Here is a 24177-nt window from a genome sequence, read left to right as displayed (position 1 = left end):
TGAGATTATGTAAGAGATCAACCACGGTTTATGTAAGAGATCGCCTACAAGTATTCGACCAGAACCCACGCAAGCCCAGCGCTCACGACTGCGGGCGCAATCATATCTAGCACAAAGCTTTTAAAACCCCACACCCTAGGATCAAAACCACCCCACCAGGGCATGCTTTCCCGTTTCCCGGTACCTAGGTTCTCAATCCATCTGTATTCCGCCTGAGTCCATTCGTGGCTAGCCCAAAAAACGGCCATGATTAGCCATGCCAGCCAGGGATTAATGCCTAACAAAAACGCTGCCAGCATGGCAGCACAGCTTATGGGTATGTGCGTATATTTCATGCATCACCTATTTATAGGCACAAAAAAACGCCCCACTACGGGGGCGTTTGAACTCGTGCCTTCCTGGCTTGTGGCCGCTCATCCTGAGCGAGACATCCGTTTCTAACGCGGCTTCCTGCCGCCGACATAATTACCTTAGTAGATGACAAATTGTTGATCAACCCGAGTTTAGATAAATTCGTAATGAGCATATGCAGACCAAAACACAGGCACAAAAAAACCGCTCAAGGCGGTGGGGGGTATTGCGGGGTGGGCTCTTAGAATTCGAGCGTCAGGGCATGCCTGAACAATTCGTCTGCCTGTTCAGGCGTTAATTCCAGAATCCCCAGCAGCTCGATAATCGTCGGGCTCATGCGGCGGAACTCTTGCGCCTCTGCCCATGCGCGTTTGGTCTTTCGGCCTTCGGGGGTGTCGGGCATGTTGGTTATGATCGTTTCGACTTGATCTAAATAACCAAAGTCGTCAAGCGATTGCAGTGCCTGTAAGCGGCTGACTGCAGTCGCTGCCCGCCAACGATCTAGTTGCTCGATGCGGGCCTGCTCTTGCTGCTCGGGCGTTAACGCGGGCGTCTCCTCAACATCATCAGGGTGGTCGTTTGTCGGCGGCGGTGGCATGCTCAAGCGCAGATCGACCCAGCGACCGGCGGGAATATCCATCGGCGCATCTGCAATCACATCACCCGTAGCAGCATCGACCGTTTTTGAGAACGTGCGCACAGTGATAGTGCCATCGTCTGCTTGTTCAGTTTCAACAACACAAAGCCGGTTGCCGTTACTGTCCTGGGGCACCTCAACCGTCCAGCCATTCACAGCAAAACCAAGCGACCCGATAACGGTGTAAACCCCCACCGCATCATGTGATGCTGTGACCCCTTGCGCTTCACCATTAGCAGCGCCCGCGCCCGCTTCCTTAAATTTCTGCTCTTCACTAACTGCCGTGACTGAATCATTGGACAAGCGGAAAATAGGCGAGGCTGATTTAATAAAACCATTTGAATCAATCGTGGTATTAGCAGTGCTCCGAACCTCGGCAAATCCTATTTCCGCTCCGGCAGAGGTTGACCGATACCACATCCTGTTACCCCGAAGGAGCAGCTGACTAACAGACAGCGAATTTGCTCGTGTCTGAATCATTGAACCTACAAAAGGGGTGAGCGGCCAATACGCTGAAACCTGCCTGCTGTTATCGGCGCGCCAAAAACCATTGCTAGAATCGCCATTGTCAATATTCACGCCATTAGGGCTATAATTATCAGCAGCCCCTACCCCATACGCCCCTTTTAGTAACAAATCAGGGCCGTCTCCAATAACACCGCGACCCGCTACATTAATAATTTGCAGTGCCGTTTGAAGCGCCTGCAAATCACCAATATCTGCACCTGATAACGCATCAACATAGGCTAACGCTTTGAGGTTATCTTTCTGCTCGTACTGCGTGTGTGGGTCCTCTTCGGTAACGTGATTGCTGACAGCGGCATCAGCCGCGCCTTGGCTTTCACTCGCGGCGATTTCGGCTGCTGACTGGGCAGTCTCTGCGCCGCCTCGCGCTTGCTCGGCTAACGTGCGCTCTTCGCCTGCAGTGGTCGCCGCCTGCTGGCTGGCTGTCTTGGCATCCTCTACCGCCTGCAGGTCGCCGTAGAGCGCTTCGGCGTCGTCCTTCGCTTGAATCGAGGCATTAGCGGCACTGCTAGAAGCGGCGGCGGCATCGGTAGCGGTTTGCGTGTCCTCGGCCACCGCTTGCCGGTCTGTCGCTACCTGCTGGGCGTTGGCATCCACTTCCCCGGCGGTGGTGTCGATAGCGCTTTTTTGCTGGTCAACGTGGGTGCGGTCATCGGCAACGGCTTGCTTATCGAGCGCGATCTGCTCGGCGTCCGAGCTTGCGGCCTGGGCGGCCTGCTGGGTGTCGGTCTTTTGACTCTCCATTGTTTGCAGGTCTTCGTTAATGCTGTCAGTCATCGCGGTTAGCGAGTTACCAAACTGCTCTAACGCTGCATTGACGCCGTTCTGCTTTGTGATGACTGCGGCCCGATCATTAACGACAAAATTAAACTGGCTAAAATTGGGTACTGTGGGAGCTGTGGCCATGCCTTATACCTCTATCATTTTTTGCTGGGATTTCCAGTTATTGAAATAGTTGTGCGTGTGGCCATAGTTACCGTCACGCCGGGCCACGAAAGCGTGTTCCGCCTCTAACGCGTCGCCCTGCTCGGGGTAGAGATTGATATAAATATCCTGCCGCTTGCCGACTTTCAGCAGCTCGCGGCTTAGCTCGCCAAGCCCTTCACGCTCCAAGTAATCAAGATCAAAGGTCAGCACCCGCGCCATACCGTCGCCTATCGTGCGCAGCGAGTTACCTTCCGTTCGCTTATGCTCGGCAAAATCTTGCCATTCCAAGCTCACCCCATAGCTAGTGTTCATTTTTGGCGAGTAATACAACCCGGCAATGATCCGCGACACCTCGATGTAACCATCAGGATTGTTGCTGTCTTCGATAGTGATGCGGTAACGGGTCGCCAGCGTGGCCGTTGTCCACACAACATGGTGCGTGTTAGGGAATTCGGTTAGATCCTGCGCGCCCCATGGGTCTACGCCCGCTCGCCATACGCCCAAGGGAATAAGAGACGACGCGAAAATAACACCTGAGTCGTAAACCACGTCATCCTCCATCAGGTATTCAATACGTATCGTGCCCGCTGAGGTCAGATTGTGGTTGTAAACCACTACGGCGGATAAAAAATCAGGGTCGGGTAACGCGCATTCAATCACCTGCGGCGCTGTGTCTACTGAGCGCCATATTTTTGAACGCCCGCTACGCTGGGTGTAGCTCACGGGCAACGCCTCGCTAGTGGCGGTGAGCGTCGCTGTGTCGTGAAAATTGTTAATGATCATGCGCAGGTTGCTCAAAGCCATATCTCCATATCAGTGGTGCCCCGCGTGGGCGAACGGGAAACGCTAGCGATACGCCCAACGCGCCCCGCTAAACGCGAATGATCAACGGCAATGGCCATGGCCACGCGCACCGGGGGCAGAAACGCTTTAAGGCTCCACGTTTCACGGCGTTGAGCGCGCAACGCTAGCAAGCGGTCGCGCTCGGTGGCCGCGTCGTCGGCGTTCTGAATCACGCTGTTAACCTCTTCGCGCTTCGCTAGTGGGTAATCGTCTACCGCTTGGGTAGCGCGGCTCTCCCGCCATTCAGTGCGCAGGCGCGATGCTTCGCCGGGGCTGTTTGCTTCAACGGCCCCGGCAACAGTGGATAACGGCGAATAGTTGCGACCCCAGCGCAGCGTTAAGCCCTTCCAGGGCGACTCAGTAGACGCCAAGCGAATCTGATCGACTTCAATATCATCAACGTCTAGCGTTATGTCTGCCTCGGTCGGCAACACCCGCTGGCGAACCGTCAGCGCGCCTACGGCGTTGCGATACCAGTAAGCGCCCAGCCCCTCGCACAGCTCGTCGAGGATCTGCGCCCCCGTTACTTCACCGTTGTAATACAGCCCCACCGTGTAGCCGGGCAGCGCTATATCACCCAGCGCTACGCCGTAATGCGCGGCCACCCATTCCACGATTTTCAGCGGCGTGTTGTGCTGCTCTTCAATGTCTACCGTGAGCGTGCCTATCAGCCCATTGCTCAGCACAAAGGCACCGCTAGAAAGCTCCTTTGTGTGGGCTATGGGGTTGCCGTTATCCTTCGGGTTAAGCGCTGTTACGGGCAGGAATGACGCTTTAAAACGGTAGGGGTCGGGGGTTAGCAAGTACGCAGGGGCGTTGTAAACGCTACCCAGCGTCAGCGGCACCGGGCCTGCATCGTCGGGTAGCTGGCCCGTGTCGATGCGCTCATCAAAAACGCTGCTTTCGTCTTCCATGACAAACGCCAGCACACCCTTACGCGCATCGGATATGCCGCCGTTACGCCCTTGGGCAAGCAAACGAAAATCATCACGCGACCACTCCGGCCCACCCAAATACAACTTGATGGGATGGCCCTGCCAGGCATTGGCTACCCAGTGGGTTATTTCGCCATCGTCTTGCAGGGCTACTTCACCGAAACCCACCAGCCCATCAATGCGCGTCGATATATCAACAGCAGCATTTAAGCAGTCGTCATACACGCGGTTAGGGTCGGTGTCGGTAGGCTTTGAGATAAACGGCCCGGTGGCCACGTACTCAACGCCTCCGGCGTGGTGTAAATGGGCAAGCAGCACCCGGCTAGCGGAAAGATCCGCTAGCCATCTTTCATACTCTTGATCACTCATGGTGTGCGCACCTTCAAACGGGCGGCGCTTGTCGCGGCGCGTTGCTCTTCAAGCTGTGCAATACGCTGCTGCTCGGCGCGGCTGGCACTGCTTGCCACGGCGTTAGCGGTATTGCCGGTGTTGGTTTTAACGTCACCCAACAGACGGTTAATATCGCTGCGCAGCTGCTTGTTTTCGTTGCGCAGGTCATTAAGCACCTGCACCACGTCCGCGTTGCCCAACTGCGGGAACTGGGGCAGTGGCATATCAGGCATGGGCAGGTCGCGGGGGCCGTAGTCTTTAATACCCAGCCCATCACTACCCATGTGCAGGGGTACAATCGCCTCCGGCCCCGCTTCGCCCATTAGCCCCATATTGAAATGGGTAGGTTCTGAAACGATGCTGTTGGTGAACACCCCGCCTTTAGCGAACGGCGCTGCTTTGCCGGTTAGCGCTTTGTACTCCTGACGCAACCCGGCAAGGCTTTGCTGGGATTCCTGCATATCCCTTATCGCGTTGGCGATCGTATCCGTATTGCCATAAGCCCAATCCGCGCCCGATGCACGATGCCCCTCGCGGCGTTCATCCTTGAGCCCTTCAAACTGGCCATCTGACAGCTTGGCTAAATCACGCGCAGAGTAGTAATCCCAAAGGTTCTCAAAGCTATCAGCCCAGCCGTCATACTCCCGACTAACTGAATCTTTGGCGCTGCCTTTAAAAGCACCCAGAGACGACTTAACAGCGCTCCCCTCGCTAACAAGGTCTTTCGCCTGCTGCTGTTTTGCCGCCTCCTGTGCCGCCTTACGTTCCTGCTCGATGCGCTCACGCTCGGCCTTTTCAGCGGCTATGCGCGCCTTCTCGATTTTGGCGACCTCGGCTTGTGCCACGCCTAGCGCATTAATCGAGTCTTTCAGGCTCACCATTGTTGAGTTAAGCCCGACAAACTGGTCGGTGGTGCGCGACATTTCAGAGACAAGCCCATCAAGCGAATTCAGCTGTTCACGCGCCCTATCTTCCAGGGTCTTGGTGTTGTCCTCGGTGCCTTCGCTTGTGCCGTAAATCGATGCAAGCGCCGACTCGATAGACAAATCACCATCCACCACCCGCGCCATTAACGCGTTAATTTCGCTGTCAGTGGCTTTGCCTTCCAGGGCATCAAACAACGCTGTGCGGATCTCCTCGGCTAGATACTCCTCTGAGCTGATTTGATCCGGCAGCGCTTCAAGCGCCCCCAACACCTCCTCTTGAATCGACTGAAACGCGCCGCCGCTGGCAAACATCGCCTCGCCTGCGCTCAAATACTGGTCGGCATACTGGGTGATTGACTGCAGCGCGGCACGGTCGCCGGACTGCGCAAGTTCCAACTGGCGGCTGAACTGGTCGCCGGACTCGGCTAGGTTCATGCCCGGCGTGCCGCCGGTGGCGTTCTGCTGGTCTATCCAGCCGCTGATATTGCCCAGCGTGTTGCTCAACTCACCACGCACCCGCGACAACTCAGAAACGTAATTCTGTGCGGCCTGGGTGGCTTTTTGCTGAGCGGCGTATTCATCCTCAAGCGCCCAGATACGTAGCTGGTGTGGCCGTAGGCTTTCATCAATTGTCGCTAACTCGCGCTCGCGTTCCATCGCTAACGCGGCCTCACTGTCGCCCAGCAGGGCCAGTAACTGGCGTTGCTGATCGTAGGATTGGCTGTCGAACGCCTGCCACGCCTTGAGCGCAGCATCTTCGGCGGTGGCCATCACATCGCGCGCGGCGCTTAGCTCACTGCTCAACCGCTCAGCAGCGCTTTGAACGTCACCCATATCTGTGACCAAATCAGCAAACGCGGGCGCCAGCTGCAGCAGCTGGGCATAGTTACGTTGCCCCGCTGCTGTGTTGAGGTTTTGCGCTTCCACTAAATCGCGGTAGCCGCTGCGGGTTTCTGGCAACTGCATACCGATGGTTGCGAGCGATTTAGCTAGATCATTCTGCAGATACGCGGCGCGCTCACCTTCGCTCAGGAAGTTATCGAAGTAGTTGGATTGCAGGCTGGTGAGGTTTTCGATACCCCCGACCATATCGGCAATGCTGCCAGCGGCCTCAAATGCACCAGCGCCGGTGGCGTCGAACTGCAGGTTCAAGCGCTCCATGCCGCTGGCCAGCACGTCATGTGCTTGCTGGGCTACCTGGGCTTGCTGAACCACTTCCTCAATGCTGCCGGAAAGCCCTTGCACAAACTGCCCAAAGTCACCGCCCATGGCTTCCAGCGCTGCGCGGGGGCGTTCGTTTAGTGCAAACTCGACAATATCAGCAGCACTACGGCTAGAGGTTTCCAAGCCCTGTACAGCGCTACGCATCAGGTCCAGCTCTTCCGGGCTACGGGCGATGCTGGCTACCAAGTTATCCATTTCAACGGCGGCGTTAGTTAGCTCTTCCGCCCAGTCTTTGTCACCGGTGCCCGCCCGCTGTAAGCGCTTGGTGCCTTGGTCACGAAAACCGGTAAACCCTAACGCGCTTTCGCCGTAGAAACGCCCGGTGCTTTGATGCTCGAAAACGCCATCTTTACCCGCGCCCTCGCTTCGGTTGAGCGTTGCAGTGGTGCCAAAGCGACCGCTAAACGGGGTTTCACCCCCGCCAAACAGCCCACTAATACCACTAACGATACCGTCAACAATCCCTAGCCCAAGCACGTTATCAGCAAGCAAGGCGCCACCGACCCACGGCATGGTCGCACTGGCGGCGCCCATAAAGCCACCGCCCGCCTGCGCAGCACCGGCAGCGGCACTGCCCGCCCAGCCGCCATAAGCACCGGTAGCAGATCCGGCAAACGTACCCGCGCTATAGCCAGCGGCAGCGGTTGAGGCACCGCCGCCCAGCAGGGCAGCGCCCGAGCTATACAGATTCTTAGCCGCGCCAATGGTGTTGCTGAAATTCAAGCCACCACCGGCGCCCTGCTGGCCACCGGCGCCTATCCCGAGCATGCCCTGCAAATCTGCTGTTAGGCCAACGGTTAACGGGCGGGTGATGAGCGCATGCGCCACTTCCGCCACGCCATCCATAACGATGTTTTTAAACTGGTCTACCGCATCGCCGGTGCCATCTAGCCAGCCGCGCCAGAAGTCTTTCCCTGCATCGTCCATGCGTTCAACGCTGCGATTCCACGCGGTGGCCATCGCAGCAAAAGTGCCTTCCGACTCCAGCGCTAGACGATACTGAGCCTCTTCCACTTCGGCCATCATGCGGGCGTATTGCTGCGCGCTAATAGCGTTAGTATCAAACGCCTGCTGTATCGCCCGCTCATCAGCAGCCAACTGCTTGGCTTTCTGCTGCTGCCTGTCGTACTGACCCACCAGGGCTTTCAGCTCTTTTTCGTACTCTTCGGCACCGGTGGCAGAACGTTTGTACTGCTCAGCGCTCCAGCGCAGCGCAGCCCCGTAACGCTCTTCGGTAATCGTGCCTTCGGCCAGCGCCCTGTCCAGGGTGTCCAGCCGCCCAAGGTAGATTTCGTAATCTTTCAGCAGGGGGTCCATTTCCTGTTGAATACCGACCAGGGCATTTGCATGGTTCTCAGCCGCACGTACCTGCTCTTGCGCTGCGCGCTGTGCTTCGGATGCCGCAGTACGCGCAGCATCAGCAGCTTCTTTTTGAAATTCTTTTTGACGCTCGATCTGATCCTGTTGAGCGGCTAGCACTAGCGTTGTTGCACGGCGGATAGGATCGACAATCCCTAGCGCATCAAGCTCACGCGCAGCAGCGCCAGCCGCCGAGGGGTCATTCAAAGCCGCTACGCTTTCACGTAATTTTTGGTTGTACTGTTCCCACTTATCGAGCGCTTCGGTGCTGGGAGTATTGGCATTTATCTGGCTGCCGGTTTCTGCAGCAGCGTCACCCACATCGCTGAACGTTGAAGTTAGCACAACCAATCGACTGCCAAGCTCGTCAGCAGCCAGGCGACCTTCACTGTAGTCTGCCGCTAATAGCCGCAGGTCACGCATCACGCTATCAGGAATTTCTAACTGTTCCTGTAGCCTGGTGAGCATGCCGTCGAGGCTTTGGGCGCCGCTTTCTACCGCTTCAAATCCAGCGCTCACTTCATCGAAAAACTCACGGGCTTCCGCGCCAGTGGTATTTTCAAAGCCTAGGCTGAGGATTTCTTCGCGAATTTTAGACAATGCACGGCGGGCCTTGTCGGCTTCTTCCTCTTGGCGATCGCCCCAACGGATAAGCGCCGCTTGCTGGCTTTCAGCCGTCAGCTCCTTGAAGCTGCTGATAACATCTTCAAGAGGTTCTTCAAGACTCACCAGCGATGTAGAGACATCATCGCTACTATCGCGGAACATAAAGAATGCGGTGGCCGCTAACGTGGCCACGCCTAATGGGCCGCCTATCAATGCGTAAGCGCTTGAAGCAGCCCGAGCCGCAACGGTGGCTCGTTGAGTAGCCGACGCGTTCGCATTCACTGCAACGGTATGTTGCGCCGTTGCCGCCACCGCCCGTTGGCGAGCAGCACCAAGCCGCGCGAGCGCAGCAGCATGGGCATCAGTACCCTTGGTCGCCTGCGCTTCGGCGATCGCACGGCCTAACAGCCGTTTTTCGGTTGCGACCTCTGCAGCAGCTCTTCGCACAGCCATTTGCATCGAGCGCTCATCCGCTGCGGCGGCGGCTGCACTGGCGGCGTTTCGCTCGATCATTTGTCGGGTTGACGCTACTATTGAAGCGGCGTACCGTCCCGCCATTACAGCAGCAGTCAGCGTGGCTACATCTTTAACCTCATTCAGAATACTGGCAGCGCCGCCAGACTCCTGAATGAAATCGGTGAGGCTGCTGGTAACAGTAGCTAACCCAGGGCCTAGATCGGCAACGATCTGGTTGGTGAGCCCCTGCGCAGTGCCACTTAGCTGCGCCATGGCACGGTTAGCTTCGATCGCGCTTTCGATGTCCATGTTCGACATCGAGACACCCAGCGCGTCCGCCTCATTGGTATATTCACGCAACAGGGCTGCGTTGTTCTCAAGTAGCGGTAACAAACGCGTTGCATCGTTACCTAGGCGTTCTAGGTAACTGATTTGTTCGCCACGGTTATCAAGCGTGCTGATAGCCTCTGCAATCTTCAGCAGTTGCTGATCAGGCGCGAGGCGCTGCATTTCTTCAATGCGGAGATTGAGGTTTTCAAACAGTGCCGCGGCTTCACCGGTGCCTTCTGCGCTGAACTCACCAATGCGCTCAGCAACGTCTTTCAAAATATCGCCCATCTGGCCGCCGCTTAGCCCAGCCAGTTTGGCGGCATAATCCCAGGCTTGCAGCTCACCGGTGGACATGCCAATGCTCTTTGCGAGGGCATCCGTATCCGCAATCAAGCGGGCCTGATTGATAATACTGCCCGCACCAAAGGCAGTAGCCAGCGCAGCCGCTACACCGGTGGCATTGGTGCGCAGTACCGCAAGCCCACGACTAGCCTCTGTAGCGCCACGGTCGATAGTGGATAGCTGACGCCCCGTCTGCTTTACGTCAGTGCCTAAGCGCTTAGACTGACGCGAAGTCCGATCAAAGGTTTGATTGAGTTTGCCCAGCTCATCGTCGGTGGCGCGTACGGCACGAATACCGCCGCTGGCATCGCCGGTAATGATCAAGCCGGTTTTGTATTGCTGGGCCATATAGCCACCTTAAATTACGGGCATAAAGAAGCCCGCACGCGGCGGGCATGTTAAATTCCGGGCATCAAAAAACCCGCCGTGGCGGGCCTTTTATATAAGTGTAAAGATTATCTACTTAGGGTCATGTGAAGGCGCAAATCTGAGCTGACCTTCGCAATGATGGTTACTCGTTCACCTGCTGGTTTCGTAAACATGAAGCTGTTTTCACCTACTTTCAGTACGGAATTAACATCTCTGCTGGCTGCAATGTCGTGCCCATTTATCTCTGTAAGTCTCCAGTCAACATAGGCTTTATCAAACAAAGGCGATTTATCTGATATTTTTACAACCTTTGGGCCGTTATCACTTTTAGATGCATTTGGCACATCCGCATCTGGATTATTTAGGGATTCGTTTTTTTCATTCGGCTGTACATCAGGCTGTAGCCCCAATAGCAAGCAGGAATTCTTATAAATTGCATTAACCATGCTGAACAGCGCCGCTAGCATCACAGCACTAATCGCTTGTCCAATACCCAGAGACCATATGAAAACATTCACTTCTCTTACAGTCTCAACTCGTCCAAATCTATTTTCACGCGGCACCTCAATAAACCCTGCCATGGCGATGACAGCAATCCCTCCGATGCATGCAAGTATTGCCAAGAGCCAGGCAAACGTTACCCAGCCAGACCACCGTTCTCTATCCGACATATTTTGTGCTGACATAAGGCCCTCTTCAAATTATTGATCCCAAGCCAGCTTAGCCGAATTAAGGAACTGTAGCACCTAAGCCACAAAGGCCCCATCACCCCGATAGCTAGCAGGCAGATCCATCACGTTCATTAGCTCTTGAAAGTTCATGCGCTGCTTTTCTTCTTTCAGATAATTCAGTTCGGTGCTGATTTGAATCACCTCTGTAACCTTCGCCTGCTCTTCGGCTTCCTGCTCTGCTAAATGGCTTTGCTCATTCATCGCGGCAAGCGCGCCCGCTTCGATGTGCTGGATCTGCACTAGCAGCTGATCCTGTTCGTCATAATCCAACCGGGCAAATTTTGGGTGACCGTAAAGCGAGGTGTAGTCAATGCCCAGCCGTTGCCCGCCTGCCATGCCGATGACCATGCGCCACTGGGTGCGCATTGCTAAGAACAGTTCCAGCGCTGGCCAGTGTTCTTCCCACACCTCGTAGTGTTTGGACGCTTCGATGATCTCAGCGTCTTTCAGCCCCCAGCGGTCAGCATCTTTCTTACGCTGGTCGCTGGGGGCGGGGCCGCTGGCCCACCACTGGCCAGCGCCGGTTAGTTTTTTGCCGCGGCCTGATTACGGCCTTCTTGCGCGGCAAACCAGCTGAGGATTAGCGGGCGGCGAATGTAGGTTTCTTGCATGAGCTGTTCAACCAGTGCTTTATCAAACGGCAAATCCTTCTTGTCTTCGCCTTTGATACCGCTGACGTTCACTAGGTCTTCCAGTAGATCCTCGTCCTTTTTCTTGCCAGCTTGCTGTGCATCAACAATGGAACGGTAGGCGTCCCACTTATGCAGCTTCCATTCGGCCTGAATAGTGGCTGGTTTCTTTTCGCCTGGTACTTGCACGGGTACGTCGACGGTGGTGGTTTCGATTTTCTTAAGAATCAGGGCCATGGTGTGTTCCTTTAATTGACACAAATAAGTACGCCGCCTGATAGGCGGCGCTTTGGGGTTGGGTTAGGTGTTAGCGAAATACGTAGCGATAATCTCCGTCGCCCTCAGGCGCGGAGAGCAGCCGGGTATCCATGGTGCAGTGAGTAATGCCCTGCACTTCAGTTTCCGCATAATTCGATAGCTGCACGCGAGTGGCTTCAAAATCAACGATGTTGCCGGCGATTTTATTGTGGGTGAACGTCACTGCGTCCACCACCGTTCCATTGTGAGATTCAACCTTTTCGAAGATGTTGAAGTCTGCAAGCCTGGGTTTCTGGATGTTGACCTGCCCCATTGCTTGGCGAGCAGTAAGGTGAACACCTTCGTAATTAACCAAGTTGCGGTGTTCTACCTGACCCGCCATATCAAAAGACCAAGATTGCATGGGTGCTGGGTAGCCAAACAGCATAAACGTACTGTTCTGCTTATTGACCGGCACCTCACCCGCTTGCGGTGCTTTAGCAGCACCTGTAGGAGGGGCTTGCGTGGTGGGTCGCTGGTAGAGCCCTGTTAAGCTGAAATCGAAGTACGGCATACCCTTGGCATCAGTTGTGCGGGTAACGGTGCCCCGCACGCCCGGCAATACCTGTAGCTCGTCATCATCCGACCACCAGAGAAGTGAAACTGAGGTGAAGTCTCTAGATACTGGCTCGTAGATAACTTTCTCTTCACCCTCAGTTACATCGATCTCCTCACTATGGCCTGCACACAACATCAACGGCCAATACGACGGCGGCACACCGGGCGTTCCTGATCCTGCATAGGGTACGCGAATCGTGCGTGTAGAATACGGGGCGACATTGATTTGCTCATTAGCACCAAAGCCAGGCTTCATGCGTTCGCGCTCAACGGTATCACCCTGGTAAACGCCGGGTGACTCTTTAGTCATTACATCGAAAAACACGGCATCGGTCAGGTCTTCTGGCGTAACACCGTACTCATCTTCGATGATGGCCGCGACGGTCAGTAGTCGCCATAATAGTGGATCACTCATTGCCCTTTACCTCTTGCTTGTCCGCTGCCTTGGCGGGCTTCGATGCTGCGGTATCAGTTTTCACCGGCACCGCAACAGCTGGTGGCTGGGCCGCTTTTGCGGGTTGCTTTGTGGGCGCGGGCTTGGTGCGGTGCACTAGCACGCGTTCGCCGTTACGAATCTCGTAGCGACCTCCTTGGCTTGGCATGGCTTTTCTCCAGGCAAAAAAAACCCGCACGCGGCGGGGATTGTTGAGTTGGTTAATTAGGGCTAATTACGCAGCCAGGTATCAGTAGTCCAGAATTCTCGCCACCAGATAAGGTCGCCGCGGATATCGACGTTCTCGCCACCCAGGTACTGCATAGGGTTATGGTGCTCGGTAAAGCCATGCCCCATGAGACATCCCCGAAGGGCTTGCCGCTGGGCTTTAAAGTCAGCGCGCTTGCACACTAGCCAAATGCCATACGTTAGCCGTATCTGCTGCACGGGCCGGATTGTTTCGGCATCGCCGCTAGCAGTATCTTTCGCAAGATATGCAAGCGCCGCGGGGGTTTGTTGGTCAAAGTTATTGATAGGTTCGGCGAAAGTGGCATCTTCTATCGTCGCCATTCCGGGGCATTTTTCCCGTAGCAGGGTGATCAAATCGTTAATTACATCAGGATCATTCATGCGAGTCCTACCTTTTTGTTGAGCAGGTAATCCATGCGGTCATTGAACTGCTGAGGCAAATCCTTCCTAACCAGCTCTTGTGCCGCTTCAATCACCTGAGGGCTATCCACCATTTCAGGGATCGATGGCCCAAACCGCTTGATGGGTTGGCTTTGTGGGTCGCTACGCTCCTTACGCCTTAGAATATGCCCTTTGGCTAGCCAACCGCCCTGCACCTGCTGACGGCCTTTATCTTTACGCACTCGCACGGTAACGCCACGCCTGCGGGCTAAACTGCCCTTGCGAGGGCCACTTTGCACCCGGCGCTTAGGATTCACCGATACCCAGCGTTCAGACGGTTTAAATTGCACCAAAGGCAACCGGCGACCTGTATAGAGAATGGCGCGGTCTACATCGCGAAGATAACGCTCTATCTTTAGCCGCTTGCGAATATCGCCCGCGCTCACGGTGTAACGTTGGCGAGTGTCTTTACTGATCTGGGTGGCAGCCTTTTTAGCGGTAGCGTTCACCGCCCAACCCAGCGCCTTCTCAACATCTTTCGGGTCGAAACGCTGCCTAAGTTGTTGCAACTCCCGAATATCAAATTGCAGGTTTGGCATACCTCCCCCTTCCGTTACGACACCCACAACCGCCGCTCAAACCCGTCATCTTCCAGAATCTGTTGAACGGTCCAGGTGCGCCCCGGCACGGCAATCGTATCGCCCTGCCGCGACGTGGCCGCGTCCGCGACCAGCACTGAAATGGTGGTGACGTGCATGGCGACTTGATCCTGGTCGTACACCTCGTAACCGCGATCAAGCACGACATAAAGTTCAGGTGATGAAGATTCGCTGCCTTGGTAGGCAGCGAGCTTTCCCGCGTCGCGGTACATTTCGATAAGACCCGCTAGGATCTCATCATCAAAGGCGCTCATTACTCGCCACCTGAACCGCCACCAGTACCGGTGCCTTCACCCTGGCCGCCACCCTCGCCACCATTGCCATCGCCACCGGTACCACCCGGTGGTGTCTCAGGCGGAGTCGGTGACCGCTTGGCTTTACTGGTGCCTTTTCCCTTTGCAGGGGCGCCCAGCTCAGCGATTACGCCCGCATCCACCAGGCGCTTCTCTTCCGTGGCATCTTTCGGCTTGTAGGGCTCGCCTTGTTTGGCCAGCACCTCTTTGCCCTTTTCGATTTGCCCACGCGCTACCACATATTGTTTAGCTGCCATGACAACCTCCGCTGCTTATCTAGGATTGACTGCCCACAAACAAATCACCCCGCACTTGGCGGGGTGGTTAGACGACCTTGGCGTAGACGAAGGCGTCAGGTTCGTGGAAGCCAGGAATCGGCGCCGATTGCATCATCAGCCAGCGAACACCGGGATCCTTTTCAGTCCAACTTTTCGGGTAGCGATCGACATCAAATAGACCGCCTTCGATGGCTTCCACATCTTCGATAGCCCCATACAGCATGGAGTTGCGGCTCGAAGTGGTGCCCACGATCAAACCGCCTGCAGGAATCATCGGCTCATCTTCCAGAGCGCCTTCATCCTCTTCACCATCCGTATCCGGCGTGAACCATTCGTCATATGAGTACAGGTCAAGGCCAGGGTCATTGATGTAACCCAGGTAGGTGACACCATCCGGCAGTTGCTCTGGCTTGATCATGCCCATATCTACGCGGCGGGTATTGAGTTTTTCCAATACCTTTTCGTTACTCAGGAAGGCATCCGCCGCTTCAGCGCTCATTACACAGGCATTGGCAGTACGGCCACTCTTCTTGGAAACACGCCGCTTGTACTTGCGCAAATCAGCGATAGGGTCAGCGCCGGCGGCTGTCCAAAGCGTGGCTTCGGTCACCAAGTTTTCGGCATCCATCTGATAGTCAATGATGTCATTAACGCCATCACCGATCACATGCACCTGACCAGTAGTGAGTGCTCGGGCAATCATCCACTCTTCACGGCGACTGATACGATCATCCAGATCCTGCATATCACGACCCAGCTGATCGCCCGCACGATCCAGTGGTGTGCGTGTAGAGTAAACATTTTCCCCCGCCTGACGGGAAAGCAAGTGGCCCGCTCGCGTCGGCATTTTCGGCTTCACGTATGCAGGCTTGTAGCTACGCATTACTGAGCCGCCACGTTTCACCACTGAGCCCGGTCGGTTGGGCATGACAAAGGGCGCCATACGGCGATTACCCTTAATGATGTCAATATCGATATGCTCAGTCGGTGCCACAATCGGCTCAGCGCCAAAGAAGGTGGTCGTTAGGAAACGACGCGGGCGTGGCATACGCTCCACCGCCGCCAGCATCGTGCGTAGTTCAAATAAGTCCATGGGGTTCTCCCGGAGTAAATAAAAAGGGTTCCGCTAAGCGCTCGCTAGCCGCCCGCTTAGTGAACGAACAGCGACCAGGGGCGCAGTGCTTTGCGTACTGACGCGATGGTATGGCCTTCGCCAAGCGTTAGGGCGGCTGAGCGTAGGTCACCGGTTAGCATTACTTCCGCAGGCACCGGGCCATCGGTTGCGTCTACGTCTTCCCAGAGGACTACGCTTGGGGACTCGCTGCCATCAGTCGCGGTGGAAGCGCTCAGCTTGTACTCTTCGTCGGCGGTTACTTCGCCAAGTACGCTGCCTTCTTCCAATTTTTCGCCGGTGGCAATCATCACCGTGGCGAAGCGAACCGGGAAATCACCACCACGCAACTGACGTTGCCGGCGGGCTGTTTGCGTCATGCCAGGCATGGGCTTGCTCCTATCAGTAAAAGGTTATGCGCGGGCTTACTTGGCCCAACGCGCGGAAATGGCGTCTACGGCTTGGGCACGCTCTGTTTCAGCAGCATCGCCATCCTTAGGCGGCGTGGTGGTACCAGCTTCAGTGCTGTCGCCCTTAATGCTCTGTAGGCTAATGCCACGGTCTGTGGCTGCCTTGAACAGCGCTAAGCCGGTGGCTTCTACGCTGTCGCCATTGGCCAGGGCCGCCGCGACTTCCTTTTCAAAGCCTGGCATCGCCAAAGCCTGAATGCCGATGCAGCGCTGGCGTTCAGCTTCCGCCGCTTCAGTACGTAGCTTGTCGGTGTCTACGCTTTCAGCGGTGGCGACCTGGATAGTTTTCGGGTCGGTACCGGCCTCGATCGCTGCCTGCAGCTCTGCCGTGGTTTTCACGGTGGTCATAGTGATGCTCCTGGGTTGGGTACTGGCAGAGGAACCGGCCAGCTCGGTGATGAGGGATTCAAGGGAACCAAGGCGATCCGCCATGCCGGCTTCTATCGCCAGCGCGCCGGTCGCAATCCCACCTTGGCGGAAACGATCGTTGACCTGTTCCCGAGGGATACCGCGGTTGCGGGCCACCTTGTCGAGAAACACGTTGGCAAGCTCATCGGTTCGCGTCTGAAGTTGCGCCCGGCCCGCTTCCGTTTCCAGGTCGGGCCGCTTGTTGGGTGCGTTACTGGAAACAATTTCATAGCTCTTTTCGCCAGGGCGATCCTCACGCTTACGCAGGCTCAGCACCACGCCCACGCTGCCTAGTTGGGCGGTGTCATCCACCACCACTTCATCGGCGGCGCTGGCCAGCCAATAGCCCGCACTGGCGGCCATACCACTCACGTAAGCAATAATGGGCTTGCGGCCGCGCATGTTGAAGATCAGGTCCCCAAGCTCATTGATACCAGTGGCTTCACCACCGGGCGTATCGAATACAGGAATGATCGCTTTTATCGCGGGATCGTCGAACGCGGTCTGAAAGTCAGTCGCCAACACTTGGGTGCTGGTGGCACCGCTGATCTCAGTGAACAGGTTGGCATAGCGAAAGATCGGGCCGGTCACCGGGATCACTGCCACGCCATCGCGCACGGTGACACTGCGGGTGTTATCCAGTGATCGCCCTAGCCGTGTTTCCAGCGCTTCCACATCGCCCTGTCGATCAGCCACCGCCATCACGGTATCGAGCGCCTCGCTAGTCATCAGCCACGGGCGACCCGCCGCTAGCTCCAGTGCGGTTCTCATAATCATCTCCAAAAGGAAAACCCTGCTCAATGGCAGGGTTTAGGCGGTGTGCTGGTTAGGGTGTGAGTCTGTTTGGGCGTCGTCGTCATGAATCTTGCCGCCAATATAGAGCGGTACGCCATCCTCGTTTTTACGTTTGATCTCGCGGGCACGATCCTTGTGAACGTCTTCCCAGTCCTCACCGTGCAGCGCCATGGTTTCCAGGTGCTCATTACTGGTGCCGTTGGCGATGCGCTCCGTCGCGGCGCGGGCGTCAATCAGTTCGTTGAGTGAGCCCAGCGGCTCGCCAATCCACAGTGAACGGATATAAGCACGGCGCTTGGCCGGATCCCGATACCCTGGGAGCGTAATCATACCGTTCGCCACCATCTCATCAACGACCAGTTCATACGTAGGCTGGCACCATTGCACGGTTAAAAGGTGGCGGCGCTGCTTAACGAATTTGAATAGCTGATTGAAGGCGCCCCGAGCTGCCGTATAGCTGGTGGAGAAGTGCATTAAAATAACTTCAGCAGGCTGCTCTAGTGCCGCGCCTATCTGTTTTACGACTGCCATGAAGAAGGGATCAAATTCAGGGTTAGGCCGGTTGGAGCTAATTGGCACCGGCTTAGCGCCCTCTTCCAAATCCCAGACCGCGCCCTCGCCTAACGTCAGGTTGTCGCCTTCCGGTTCATGATCCCGGTTGCTCTGCACCACTGGCCGCGCTGGTTTGTTGGGATCGTTGCTCTGCTCATCCCACATCGTGGCACCGCCACCAATGCCTTGTTCCTCATCGGTGTCACCATGCGTAATGGCCACCGTGAACATCGCACTGATCACGGCGGCGGTTAGCTCTGCCTGGCTGAAGCGTTCTAATTTCTGCAATGCCTCCAGGATCGGTGCCAAGTAAGGAACGCCACGCACTTGGCTGGGGCGGTCCTTTTCGTTCATTAACTGCAGTATCCGCCGGCGGCCCGTTTCGGCCCCGAAAACAGGTACCCATTCCCAGTTATGCCGGGTTAGATGATCGTTTGGGTAACCGCTGCATAGCCGTACATGCGTCGGCCTGCCTAGCCGATCCACACGAATGCCATCTTGCTCGCGTTCCGTGTTTAGGATGTTGAAGGGGTTACCTACCCGCTCCGCTTCCACGAGCTGCAGCTTTAGGCCAAACAGCCCGCCTACTCGTTTATCAAACGGGGTAAAGCCAAACACATCACCGCTAGCCAGCGCGCTGACAAAGGCCAGCCGTTGCTGCATGTAGAAGTCCATCGTGGCTTCTGCATCGCATTCGTTTGGATCCTGTGCCCAAAGGGCGAAGCCGCGTGCTAACTGATCATTGAGGGCGTCGGTAGCGTCGTCATCCAGCCCCAGCACCTTGCCGTCTACATTGGGGCGAACGGTTAACCCCATGCCCACCACGTTGGTAGCGGCTCGGCTAATGGCTGCGCGGCCAAGCATGTGGTTGCGGTAGGCATCGCGGGAACGGGCAATCAGCGTTTCCCGCTCGCTGGTCGGTGTATCCTGCCGAGGGCTACCCAGGCCGGGAATCCAGCTCAACATGCTGCGAATCATGCGGCTTGCACCGCGGTGGCGAGTCTCGCTGCCTACGTTCGCTTGGCTACTGGGCTGGGTTGCCTTCAGGCGTTCAATTTCCTCCATCGCCTGCTGGGCCTGGGTCTCTGCCAGTTTGGCCCGGGCGCCGCCTAAATTCTTCAATAGGCCCATGGTTTAAAACCCCACATAGCGAATACGGTTACGGCCTCGGCCACGGGTGGCGGCTTGTTCTTTCGCAGCCAGCTTCGCGTAGTGAACTTCCATGCGCTGAAGGGTGCCCAGATCGGCGCGGGTATATTGCCGCTCTCCAAAGCGCCATGACTGCGAACCCGACAAAATCTTATCGATCGCTTCACGCACCAGGGCCAGGCGGTCGGTGTAGGTTTGTTGGGTCATACGCTTCTATTCCTCATGCGGCGACCACGCCGCTTGCTGGAGGCTTGCGGCGGCGGTACATCGGCCGGTGATTCAAACAGGTTGGTTTGGGTCAGTGTGGCTTCGAGCCGATCCCAATCGCTTGCCTTCAGCACATGGGTTCGGCAACTGCGCGCCGCGTGCAGGGCGTACACTTCGCAATCAAGCGCTTCGTTAGGCTTGCCCGCTTTCTTCTGCCAAACCTTTTTACGCGGGTTGCGCGGATGCGGCGCCTTGACCTCAGCCGTTAGCTGTTCCCAGTAGTCGGGACGTACATCTTGGTACCAATGCATACGGCCGGGGCCGGTGCCCTTAAGTCGTATGCGGGCGTCAATGAGATCCTTGGCTTTATGGGTACCGACGATAAACGGGCGTAGGCCGTACTTATCGGCCTTGGTGTTTTTGGTGTTCGTGTCGTCTGAGATTTTCGGACGGCTGAATATTTCCTTGTTCTCGCTATTGATAGAAGCGCCTTTACCCGCCATGACGCCGTGGCGTTGCCGCGCTCGAACATAGTCATAAACCGCGTCACTGGTGTGGCCGTCCGAGCTATCAATCGTCAATGCTGAAACGCGAAGTGTGGCACCGCTTTCATGCTCAAAGCCGGTGGTCAGCAGCTTATCCAGCTCAGCCCAAACCGGGTCTACCTTGTCCATCGTGTTGCCGTACATCTCGCCCCAGTAGATCAACCAGCTCTCTTCACCACGGCCCCAGGCGCGAATCACCACGGCTAAGCGGTCATGCTGTACATCGACGCCAGCCGTTACCAACAAGCCACCCCTGGGAATGGTTCTTTCTGCATACTCTTCAGCGCAATCTTTCAGCTCATCCACTTCCGGCGCATCGCCTTTGAACTGATAGGCCAAGCCCATGGAGCTGTTGGTGAATACAATCAGGTCGCTATAATCGCCCTGCTCTGCGGTGTGTTGAGCTGAAAGCCACTTCTCCATCAGCTTTGCAAAGCGTGAATCAGGAAACGTACTCAACAATTCGTTCATGTAGTAACCAGCCACGCCGCGAAACTCAGCGGTGGCCACCCAACGCCCTTTGCGCAGGTTGGCGTTCTTGTCCCGATCGTTCCACTCGCTACCGCAATGCGGGCATGCGTAAACGGTTTTCTCCGGCCTGAACGCGCCATAAATTGAATGCGGTTCTTCAGCCGTCGTCGGACATACCAGGTTATCGAAGCTCAGCTCGTGCGATTCGCCGCAATGGTGGCACGGCACCAAGCAGCGGCGTTTGTCGCTCAGCTGCATTTCCGCTTCGATCGAAGAGATACCCGCAATAGTGGGCGTGCCACCGATGATGTATTTCTTACGACCGCGGCCGTAGGTTTTGCCGCGTTCTTTCAACAGAAGGATCGAATCGCCCTGGCCTTTCAGGTTCAGGTTGCAGTCGTCAGGCTCTTCGACAAAGCCGCGGGGGCTAGGTGTCGATTTCACTGAAGATGGCGAGTTGGAGCCCACTAGTTTTAAGAAGCCACCCGGGAAGCGCTTGAACTGTTGGCGTTGCTGCAGCTTCCGCGAACGTAGGTCTATCTTGTTGCGCAGCCGTGGTGTCGCTTCCACCATCGGCTCGAATTTTTCGGCGACGTACTCTTTGGCGGCACCGTCTTTTGGGAACAAGCCGATGATCGGTGACGGGTCAATGTCGATCCAACGGCCAAGGGCGTTGCCCAGCACGCCGGATGTCCACGCGACCTGTGCTGATTTCTGACAGCACACCTCTTCTACATTGGGATCGTCGATCGCTTCGAGCGGTCCGCCGGGTAATGCCAACGCAGGGGTAACGTGAATGCTGTATTTGCCCGGCCTTGCTGTTTCAACCTCACTCATCCAGCGGTGTTTGTTCGCCCAATCAAGTGTGCTGATTCGCTCAGGGGGCGCCCATTTCTGTGCCAACGTCCGAGCCCAACGCGAGGCATTACGCTTCAATGCCCTCCGCATCTTCCGGTTCATATTGGCTGCTGGGTTCATAGCTACTCAATGTGGTTAACGCATCTTCGATGTGACGGCGGATGATCGACACATCCACCTCTTCGCCATGGATCGCCGTAAGCTCAGCCGATAATGCATCGGGCATGTTGAACAACAATTCAGCGCGGGCGGCCTCCACCATTGCGCCATACTCAACGTCTAGATCTTCGGGCATCACGAGCACGTCATCTTCTTTCAGCATCTCGCGTTCAAGCTGGTCACCGCGCAAACGGTCGAGGCGATCCTTGGCAGATTCACGGCTGGTATCGTTAGCGCGAACCAGCAGCCAGGCGAGAACTTCTGCCGGTGAATATTCATTGCTGGCACCACGGCCAGCCGACACCGACACCGGCATATCCTTTTGCTGCCAGTCCGTCAGGGACCGTTCGGACACTTCCAGCAATTCAGACAGCGCCCGCTTATTAACCGATGCAGGCAGGCCAGCCGCGTGCCAGTTAAGCAACGCCAGCTGACAAACGTTGATCAACTCAACTGACGTCATGCGGCTAACCTATTGATCAGATTAAAAGTAAGGAAGCCATGCGCACTTTTTAGCTGCACGAATTCCGCGGCTATGTTCCCCCGTATACCTTTGCACCTAGCCAGGAGGACCCACGGTTATTGCTCGCCTGCCGAACCCGGTTTAAGCAGCAGCTGATAGACCGATTCACGATCTGCATTGGCCCGCCGCCGCAGCGATTCATAGTCAGCAAGCAACTGAAGCAGGTCACGGTTGTGCGACACACGGCGCTGAGGTTCACTCAGTGGTGTCAGCAGGTGCGGCGGTACTTCCGGCATCACTAGCACCGGTACTGTCACCGTCTTCGGGGAGGTCGAGCACCCAGCTGCTAACAGCATCAGGCACAGGCTGCCCAGCCCAATCGCTAGTCGTCGCATCGTCTCTCTCCAGTTGCCGTGCCGTGTGGCGCATCATGTCCACCAGCTCATTGTCTCGCTGCAGCTGCTCATCACGCGTGGCCAGCACAGCACTCAGCGTCTCCATTTGTTCACGCTGCCAGCGCTGATGCTCCTGAAGGATTTCTACCTGATCATGCGCTCGGGCCAAACGAGACTCGGTTGCCGAAAGCTGCATCGCATAGTGGCGTGCCTGCATGCCGGCAAAGATCGTGATGCCTAAAAGCCCCGCAATCATCCAGCCCGATAAGTTACCCAGAATGCGCCTGATCATTTCAGCCACCTGCCAACTAGCTTCTCGTAGAGTTCATCTGCACGTTTACCGAACCACTCAGCACCCTTAAATGCGATCACTGCCCCAATAGCCACCGCCAGATTGATAGGCAATCCCCAGTAATGCAGAAGAGGAAACACCGCGAGCGTAAGGCAACCGCATAACGTTGCTTCAAGCCATGACTTACTCGCCTTGTTACCGGCGTGTAGCCCACGCACGAACGCCACGATGAACGACAAACCCGCCGCGTACAGCTGGGGCCAAGCGGTAGCGATGTAAGCAAGCAGTGCATGCCACAGGTTAGGGTCACGTCCCGGCATTGAATGACTCATTGTTGGATTAATAAAGGGGGGGGTCACACTGCCCGCGCTGCGTCCGAGATCACGTCCGCCACCACATCAACCAGCACCTGATAGTTATCTTTAAAGCGACGCAGATCATCAGCGTTGGATAAGAAGAACAACTCATGGATGATGCCACCGCCGTCACTCACAAATGCCAGGCGTTCGTGATAGCCCGCGTTCTCAGGCTTAGCCCCCCGGTTTGCTATGTTCAGCAGGTCAGACGTCACTCGACAAAGCTCAGTGCCTAGCGGTTTGTTATGAGCGCGGGATAACGTCTCAACGCCAGTGGCACCGGGGCCGCCACCATTGGTATGAAACTCAATGGCAATATCAGCAGCGGCAGCGATCGGTACCGCATCTCGCAACGGTAGGTTTTCACCGGGCTCGCCATCCAGTAAGTGACGAATGCCAAGATGCTTGAGCCGCACACTGACATCATCCCGGAACAGTTGAACGATATCGGCCTCTTTATAGCCGTTCGCCACGATCCCCGGCGCCGTGTCGCTATGCCCAGCGGAAAGCATGACCGTATGCCGCTGAGGTGGCCGTTGGGGCACCGCGTTTACTAGATCAATCCACCGCATGCCCATGGCCTACCTCCTAAAATAAAAATGCCCCGCACAGCCGAAGCTATGCGAGGCACCGCCCACCACGGACGGGAGCACTGGTTGTCTAGCGCCCAACAAAAAGCCCCAGCGGTTAGGCTGGGGCTTCTAGGTGGCACAATTACTAGACGGTAGCTGAATCTTGAACCTCGACTGCAATGGCATCAAGCGTCTTGTAATGCCAAACAAAAAAACTCTTTAATGCGTTAGGCATGGTTGGGCAAACGTCAAAATGATTAACGGTTAAGCCCTTTTAATCTTCCTGCAGCGGCTCCTCAGCACCTCCCTTAGCTCGATATGCAATCTGTCGAGGCGGTTATAATAAGTCCGTTCAGTCAGCCCCAGGCGCTGTGCTTTATGTTCGTTGTAGCCTTCCCAGTGGTAGTGCTCCCAAGCCAGCACCTGCAGCTCATTACTCAGGCAGCCAATGCCCTCATACACTTCCCAAGCCAGATCATCGATCACTCCATGCCCGAGTGGGTCGCGGCTGCCCTTGGGGCCGCCGTCAGGCATCACGCCCTTGAACTCCATCAGCTTGCCCAGCGGGCTGCATTGACGCATAGCACGGCACTTCCATTGATCGGCCCAATGCTTCAGTAGTTCATCCATTGCTTTAATCATTGGT

At 56.2% G+C, this 24177-nt stretch carries 26 protein-coding genes; all 26 read right to left on the bottom strand.

The genetic code is table 11. The features are described 5' to 3' along the window. Nucleotides 1-44: 44 nt before the first annotated feature. Nucleotides 45-335: a hypothetical protein gene (locus ACUVOF_RS08705; RefSeq protein WP_447043976.1), complete on the bottom strand. Its 291-nt coding sequence runs from the start codon at nt 333-335 to the stop codon at nt 45-47. Between the two features lie 257 nt (nt 336-592). Continuing rightward, nucleotides 593-2419, bottom strand: coding sequence for a phage tail fiber protein (locus ACUVOF_RS08700; protein ID WP_447043975.1), 1827 nt, complete (start codon nt 2417-2419; stop codon nt 593-595). A 3-nt stretch (nt 2420-2422) separates the two neighbouring features. Then, nucleotides 2423-3244, bottom strand: coding sequence for a hypothetical protein (locus ACUVOF_RS08695; protein ID WP_447043974.1), 822 nt, complete (start codon nt 3242-3244; stop codon nt 2423-2425). Beyond that, nucleotides 3235-4587 carry a hypothetical protein gene (locus ACUVOF_RS08690; protein WP_447043973.1) on the bottom strand — a complete coding sequence of 451 codons (1353 nt, stop codon included), beginning with the start codon at nt 4585-4587 and terminating at the stop codon, nt 3235-3237. The genes ACUVOF_RS08695 and ACUVOF_RS08690 overlap by 10 nt, the downstream gene beginning before the upstream one ends. Then, complete coding sequence (locus ACUVOF_RS08685; RefSeq protein WP_447043972.1) at nt 4584-10199, bottom strand: hypothetical protein; 5616 nt, start codon at nt 10197-10199, stop codon at nt 4584-4586. Before ACUVOF_RS08685 ends, ACUVOF_RS08690 begins: the two co-directional genes overlap by 4 nt. Nucleotides 10200-10306: 107 nt before the next feature. Continuing rightward, nucleotides 10307-10906 carry a hypothetical protein gene (locus tag ACUVOF_RS08680; RefSeq protein ID WP_447043971.1) on the bottom strand — a complete coding sequence of 200 codons (600 nt, stop codon included), beginning with the start codon at nt 10904-10906 and terminating at the stop codon, nt 10307-10309. 60 nt (nt 10907-10966) lie between these two features. Beyond that, on the bottom strand, nt 10967-11359 hold the full coding sequence (locus ACUVOF_RS08675; protein ID WP_447043970.1) for a DUF1799 domain-containing protein: 393 nt from the start codon (nt 11357-11359) through the stop codon (nt 10967-10969). Between the two features lie 116 nt (nt 11360-11475). Then, nucleotides 11476-11817 (bottom strand): hypothetical protein, encoded by a 342-nt coding sequence (locus ACUVOF_RS08670; RefSeq protein ID WP_447043969.1) that lies wholly within the window; start codon nt 11815-11817, stop codon nt 11476-11478. A gap of 70 nt (nt 11818-11887) precedes the next feature. Beyond that, nucleotides 11888-12850, bottom strand: coding sequence for a phage tail tube protein (locus tag ACUVOF_RS08665; RefSeq protein ID WP_447043968.1), 963 nt, complete (start codon nt 12848-12850; stop codon nt 11888-11890). Then, on the bottom strand, nt 12843-13037 hold the full coding sequence (locus ACUVOF_RS08660) for a hypothetical protein (RefSeq protein WP_447043967.1): 195 nt from the start codon (nt 13035-13037) through the stop codon (nt 12843-12845). Before ACUVOF_RS08660 ends, ACUVOF_RS08665 begins: the two co-directional genes overlap by 8 nt. A gap of 62 nt (nt 13038-13099) precedes the next feature. Next, nucleotides 13100-13498, bottom strand: coding sequence for a phage tail terminator protein (locus ACUVOF_RS08655; protein WP_447043966.1), 399 nt, complete (start codon nt 13496-13498; stop codon nt 13100-13102). Beyond that, on the bottom strand, nt 13495-14097 hold the full coding sequence (locus ACUVOF_RS08650) for a phage tail protein (protein WP_447043965.1): 603 nt from the start codon (nt 14095-14097) through the stop codon (nt 13495-13497). The genes ACUVOF_RS08655 and ACUVOF_RS08650 overlap by 4 nt, the downstream gene beginning before the upstream one ends. 14 nt (nt 14098-14111) lie before the next feature. Then, nucleotides 14112-14411, bottom strand: a complete 300-nt coding sequence (locus tag ACUVOF_RS08645; RefSeq protein ID WP_447043964.1) for a head-tail joining protein — start codon at nt 14409-14411, stop codon at nt 14112-14114. Beyond that, nucleotides 14411-14707 carry a hypothetical protein gene (locus tag ACUVOF_RS08640; RefSeq protein ID WP_447043963.1) on the bottom strand — a complete coding sequence of 99 codons (297 nt, stop codon included), beginning with the start codon at nt 14705-14707 and terminating at the stop codon, nt 14411-14413. Before ACUVOF_RS08640 ends, ACUVOF_RS08645 begins: the two co-directional genes overlap by 1 nt. A gap of 67 nt (nt 14708-14774) precedes the next feature. Next, the gene (locus ACUVOF_RS08635; RefSeq protein ID WP_447043962.1) at nt 14775-15821 is read right to left on the bottom strand and encodes a major capsid protein; all 1047 of its coding nucleotides are present in this window, start codon (nt 15819-15821) and stop codon (nt 14775-14777) included. Nucleotides 15822-15877: 56 nt separating this feature from the next. Next, on the bottom strand, nt 15878-16228 hold the full coding sequence (locus ACUVOF_RS08630; RefSeq protein ID WP_447043961.1) for a head decoration protein: 351 nt from the start codon (nt 16226-16228) through the stop codon (nt 15878-15880). A 36-nt stretch (nt 16229-16264) separates the two neighbouring features. Next, entirely contained in the window at nt 16265-17488 is a 1224-nt protein-coding gene (locus ACUVOF_RS08625) for a S49 family peptidase (protein WP_447043960.1), read from the bottom strand. Nucleotides 17489-17527: 39 nt separating this feature from the next. Further along, on the bottom strand, nt 17528-19195 hold the full coding sequence (locus ACUVOF_RS08620; RefSeq protein ID WP_447043959.1) for a phage portal protein: 1668 nt from the start codon (nt 19193-19195) through the stop codon (nt 17528-17530). A 3-nt stretch (nt 19196-19198) separates the two neighbouring features. Next, nucleotides 19199-19420, bottom strand: coding sequence for a hypothetical protein (locus ACUVOF_RS08615; RefSeq protein WP_125748323.1), 222 nt, complete (start codon nt 19418-19420; stop codon nt 19199-19201). After that, nucleotides 19417-21339: a phage terminase large subunit family protein gene (locus ACUVOF_RS08610; protein ID WP_447043958.1), complete on the bottom strand. Its 1923-nt coding sequence runs from the start codon at nt 21337-21339 to the stop codon at nt 19417-19419. Before ACUVOF_RS08610 ends, ACUVOF_RS08615 begins: the two co-directional genes overlap by 4 nt. Nucleotides 21340-21361: 22 nt before the next feature. Then, complete coding sequence (locus ACUVOF_RS08605; protein WP_447043957.1) at nt 21362-21916, bottom strand: hypothetical protein; 555 nt, start codon at nt 21914-21916, stop codon at nt 21362-21364. A gap of 116 nt (nt 21917-22032) precedes the next feature. Next, nucleotides 22033-22212 carry a hypothetical protein gene (locus ACUVOF_RS08600; protein WP_227405042.1) on the bottom strand — a complete coding sequence of 60 codons (180 nt, stop codon included), beginning with the start codon at nt 22210-22212 and terminating at the stop codon, nt 22033-22035. Further along, nucleotides 22172-22603, bottom strand: coding sequence for a hypothetical protein (locus tag ACUVOF_RS08595; protein WP_447043956.1), 432 nt, complete (start codon nt 22601-22603; stop codon nt 22172-22174). Before ACUVOF_RS08595 ends, ACUVOF_RS08600 begins: the two co-directional genes overlap by 41 nt. After that, entirely contained in the window at nt 22600-22923 is a 324-nt protein-coding gene (locus ACUVOF_RS08590) for a phage holin, lambda family (protein WP_447043955.1), read from the bottom strand. Before ACUVOF_RS08590 ends, ACUVOF_RS08595 begins: the two co-directional genes overlap by 4 nt. Before the next feature lie 35 nt (nt 22924-22958). After that, entirely contained in the window at nt 22959-23537 is a 579-nt protein-coding gene (locus tag ACUVOF_RS08585; RefSeq protein ID WP_447043954.1) for an N-acetylmuramoyl-L-alanine amidase, read from the bottom strand. A 258-nt stretch (nt 23538-23795) separates the two neighbouring features. Further along, a complete protein-coding gene (locus ACUVOF_RS08580; protein WP_447043953.1) occupies nt 23796-24173 on the bottom strand; it encodes a hypothetical protein in 378 nt (125 codons plus the stop codon). Nucleotides 24174-24177: the final 4 nt, after the last annotated feature.

The sequence above is a fragment of the Vreelandella sp. H-I2 genome (genome assembly GCF_052959335.1).
This window is presented reverse-complemented; position numbering and strand designations above follow the sequence as displayed.

Excerpts from the sequence above, each read along its gene's own strand:
- ACUVOF_RS08625 (WP_447043960.1), bottom strand. The coding sequence starts at position 17,488 with ATGAGAACCGCACTGGAGCTAGCGGCGGGTCGCCCGTGGCTGATGACT.
- ACUVOF_RS08700 (WP_447043975.1), bottom strand. The coding sequence starts at position 2,419 with ATGGCCACAGCTCCCACAGTACCCAATTTTAGCCAGTTTAATTTTGTC.
- ACUVOF_RS08580 (WP_447043953.1), bottom strand. The coding sequence starts at position 24,173 with ATGATTAAAGCAATGGATGAACTACTGAAGCATTGGGCCGATCAATGG.
- ACUVOF_RS08660 (WP_447043967.1), bottom strand. The coding sequence starts at position 13,037 with ATGCCAAGCCAAGGAGGTCGCTACGAGATTCGTAACGGCGAACGCGTG.
- ACUVOF_RS08590 (WP_447043955.1), bottom strand. The coding sequence starts at position 22,923 with ATGCCGGGACGTGACCCTAACCTGTGGCATGCACTGCTTGCTTACATC.
- ACUVOF_RS08650 (WP_447043965.1), bottom strand. The coding sequence starts at position 14,097 with ATGCCAAACCTGCAATTTGATATTCGGGAGTTGCAACAACTTAGGCAG.
- ACUVOF_RS08645 (WP_447043964.1), bottom strand. The coding sequence starts at position 14,411 with ATGAGCGCCTTTGATGATGAGATCCTAGCGGGTCTTATCGAAATGTAC.
- ACUVOF_RS08605 (WP_447043957.1), bottom strand. The coding sequence starts at position 21,916 with ATGACGTCAGTTGAGTTGATCAACGTTTGTCAGCTGGCGTTGCTTAAC.
- ACUVOF_RS08620 (WP_447043959.1), bottom strand. The coding sequence starts at position 19,195 with ATGGGCCTATTGAAGAATTTAGGCGGCGCCCGGGCCAAACTGGCAGAG.
- ACUVOF_RS08640 (WP_447043963.1), bottom strand. The coding sequence starts at position 14,707 with ATGGCAGCTAAACAATATGTGGTAGCGCGTGGGCAAATCGAAAAGGGC.
- ACUVOF_RS08680 (WP_447043971.1), bottom strand. The coding sequence starts at position 10,906 with ATGTCAGCACAAAATATGTCGGATAGAGAACGGTGGTCTGGCTGGGTA.
- ACUVOF_RS08600 (WP_227405042.1), bottom strand. The coding sequence starts at position 22,212 with ATGCCGGAAGTACCGCCGCACCTGCTGACACCACTGAGTGAACCTCAG.
- ACUVOF_RS08615 (WP_125748323.1), bottom strand. The coding sequence starts at position 19,420 with ATGACCCAACAAACCTACACCGACCGCCTGGCCCTGGTGCGTGAAGCG.
- ACUVOF_RS08595 (WP_447043956.1), bottom strand. The coding sequence starts at position 22,603 with ATGATCAGGCGCATTCTGGGTAACTTATCGGGCTGGATGATTGCGGGG.
- ACUVOF_RS08635 (WP_447043962.1), bottom strand. The coding sequence starts at position 15,821 with ATGGACTTATTTGAACTACGCACGATGCTGGCGGCGGTGGAGCGTATG.
- ACUVOF_RS08690 (WP_447043973.1), bottom strand. The coding sequence starts at position 4,587 with ATGAGTGATCAAGAGTATGAAAGATGGCTAGCGGATCTTTCCGCTAGC.
- ACUVOF_RS08670 (WP_447043969.1), bottom strand. The coding sequence starts at position 11,817 with ATGGCCCTGATTCTTAAGAAAATCGAAACCACCACCGTCGACGTACCC.
- ACUVOF_RS08695 (WP_447043974.1), bottom strand. The coding sequence starts at position 3,244 with ATGGCTTTGAGCAACCTGCGCATGATCATTAACAATTTTCACGACACA.
- ACUVOF_RS08585 (WP_447043954.1), bottom strand. The coding sequence starts at position 23,537 with ATGGGCATGCGGTGGATTGATCTAGTAAACGCGGTGCCCCAACGGCCA.
- ACUVOF_RS08655 (WP_447043966.1), bottom strand. The coding sequence starts at position 13,498 with ATGAATGATCCTGATGTAATTAACGATTTGATCACCCTGCTACGGGAA.
- ACUVOF_RS08630 (WP_447043961.1), bottom strand. The coding sequence starts at position 16,228 with ATGCCTGGCATGACGCAAACAGCCCGCCGGCAACGTCAGTTGCGTGGT.
- ACUVOF_RS08685 (WP_447043972.1), bottom strand. The coding sequence starts at position 10,199 with ATGGCCCAGCAATACAAAACCGGCTTGATCATTACCGGCGATGCCAGC.
- ACUVOF_RS08705 (WP_447043976.1), bottom strand. The coding sequence starts at position 335 with ATGAAATATACGCACATACCCATAAGCTGTGCTGCCATGCTGGCAGCG.
- ACUVOF_RS08665 (WP_447043968.1), bottom strand. The coding sequence starts at position 12,850 with ATGAGTGATCCACTATTATGGCGACTACTGACCGTCGCGGCCATCATC.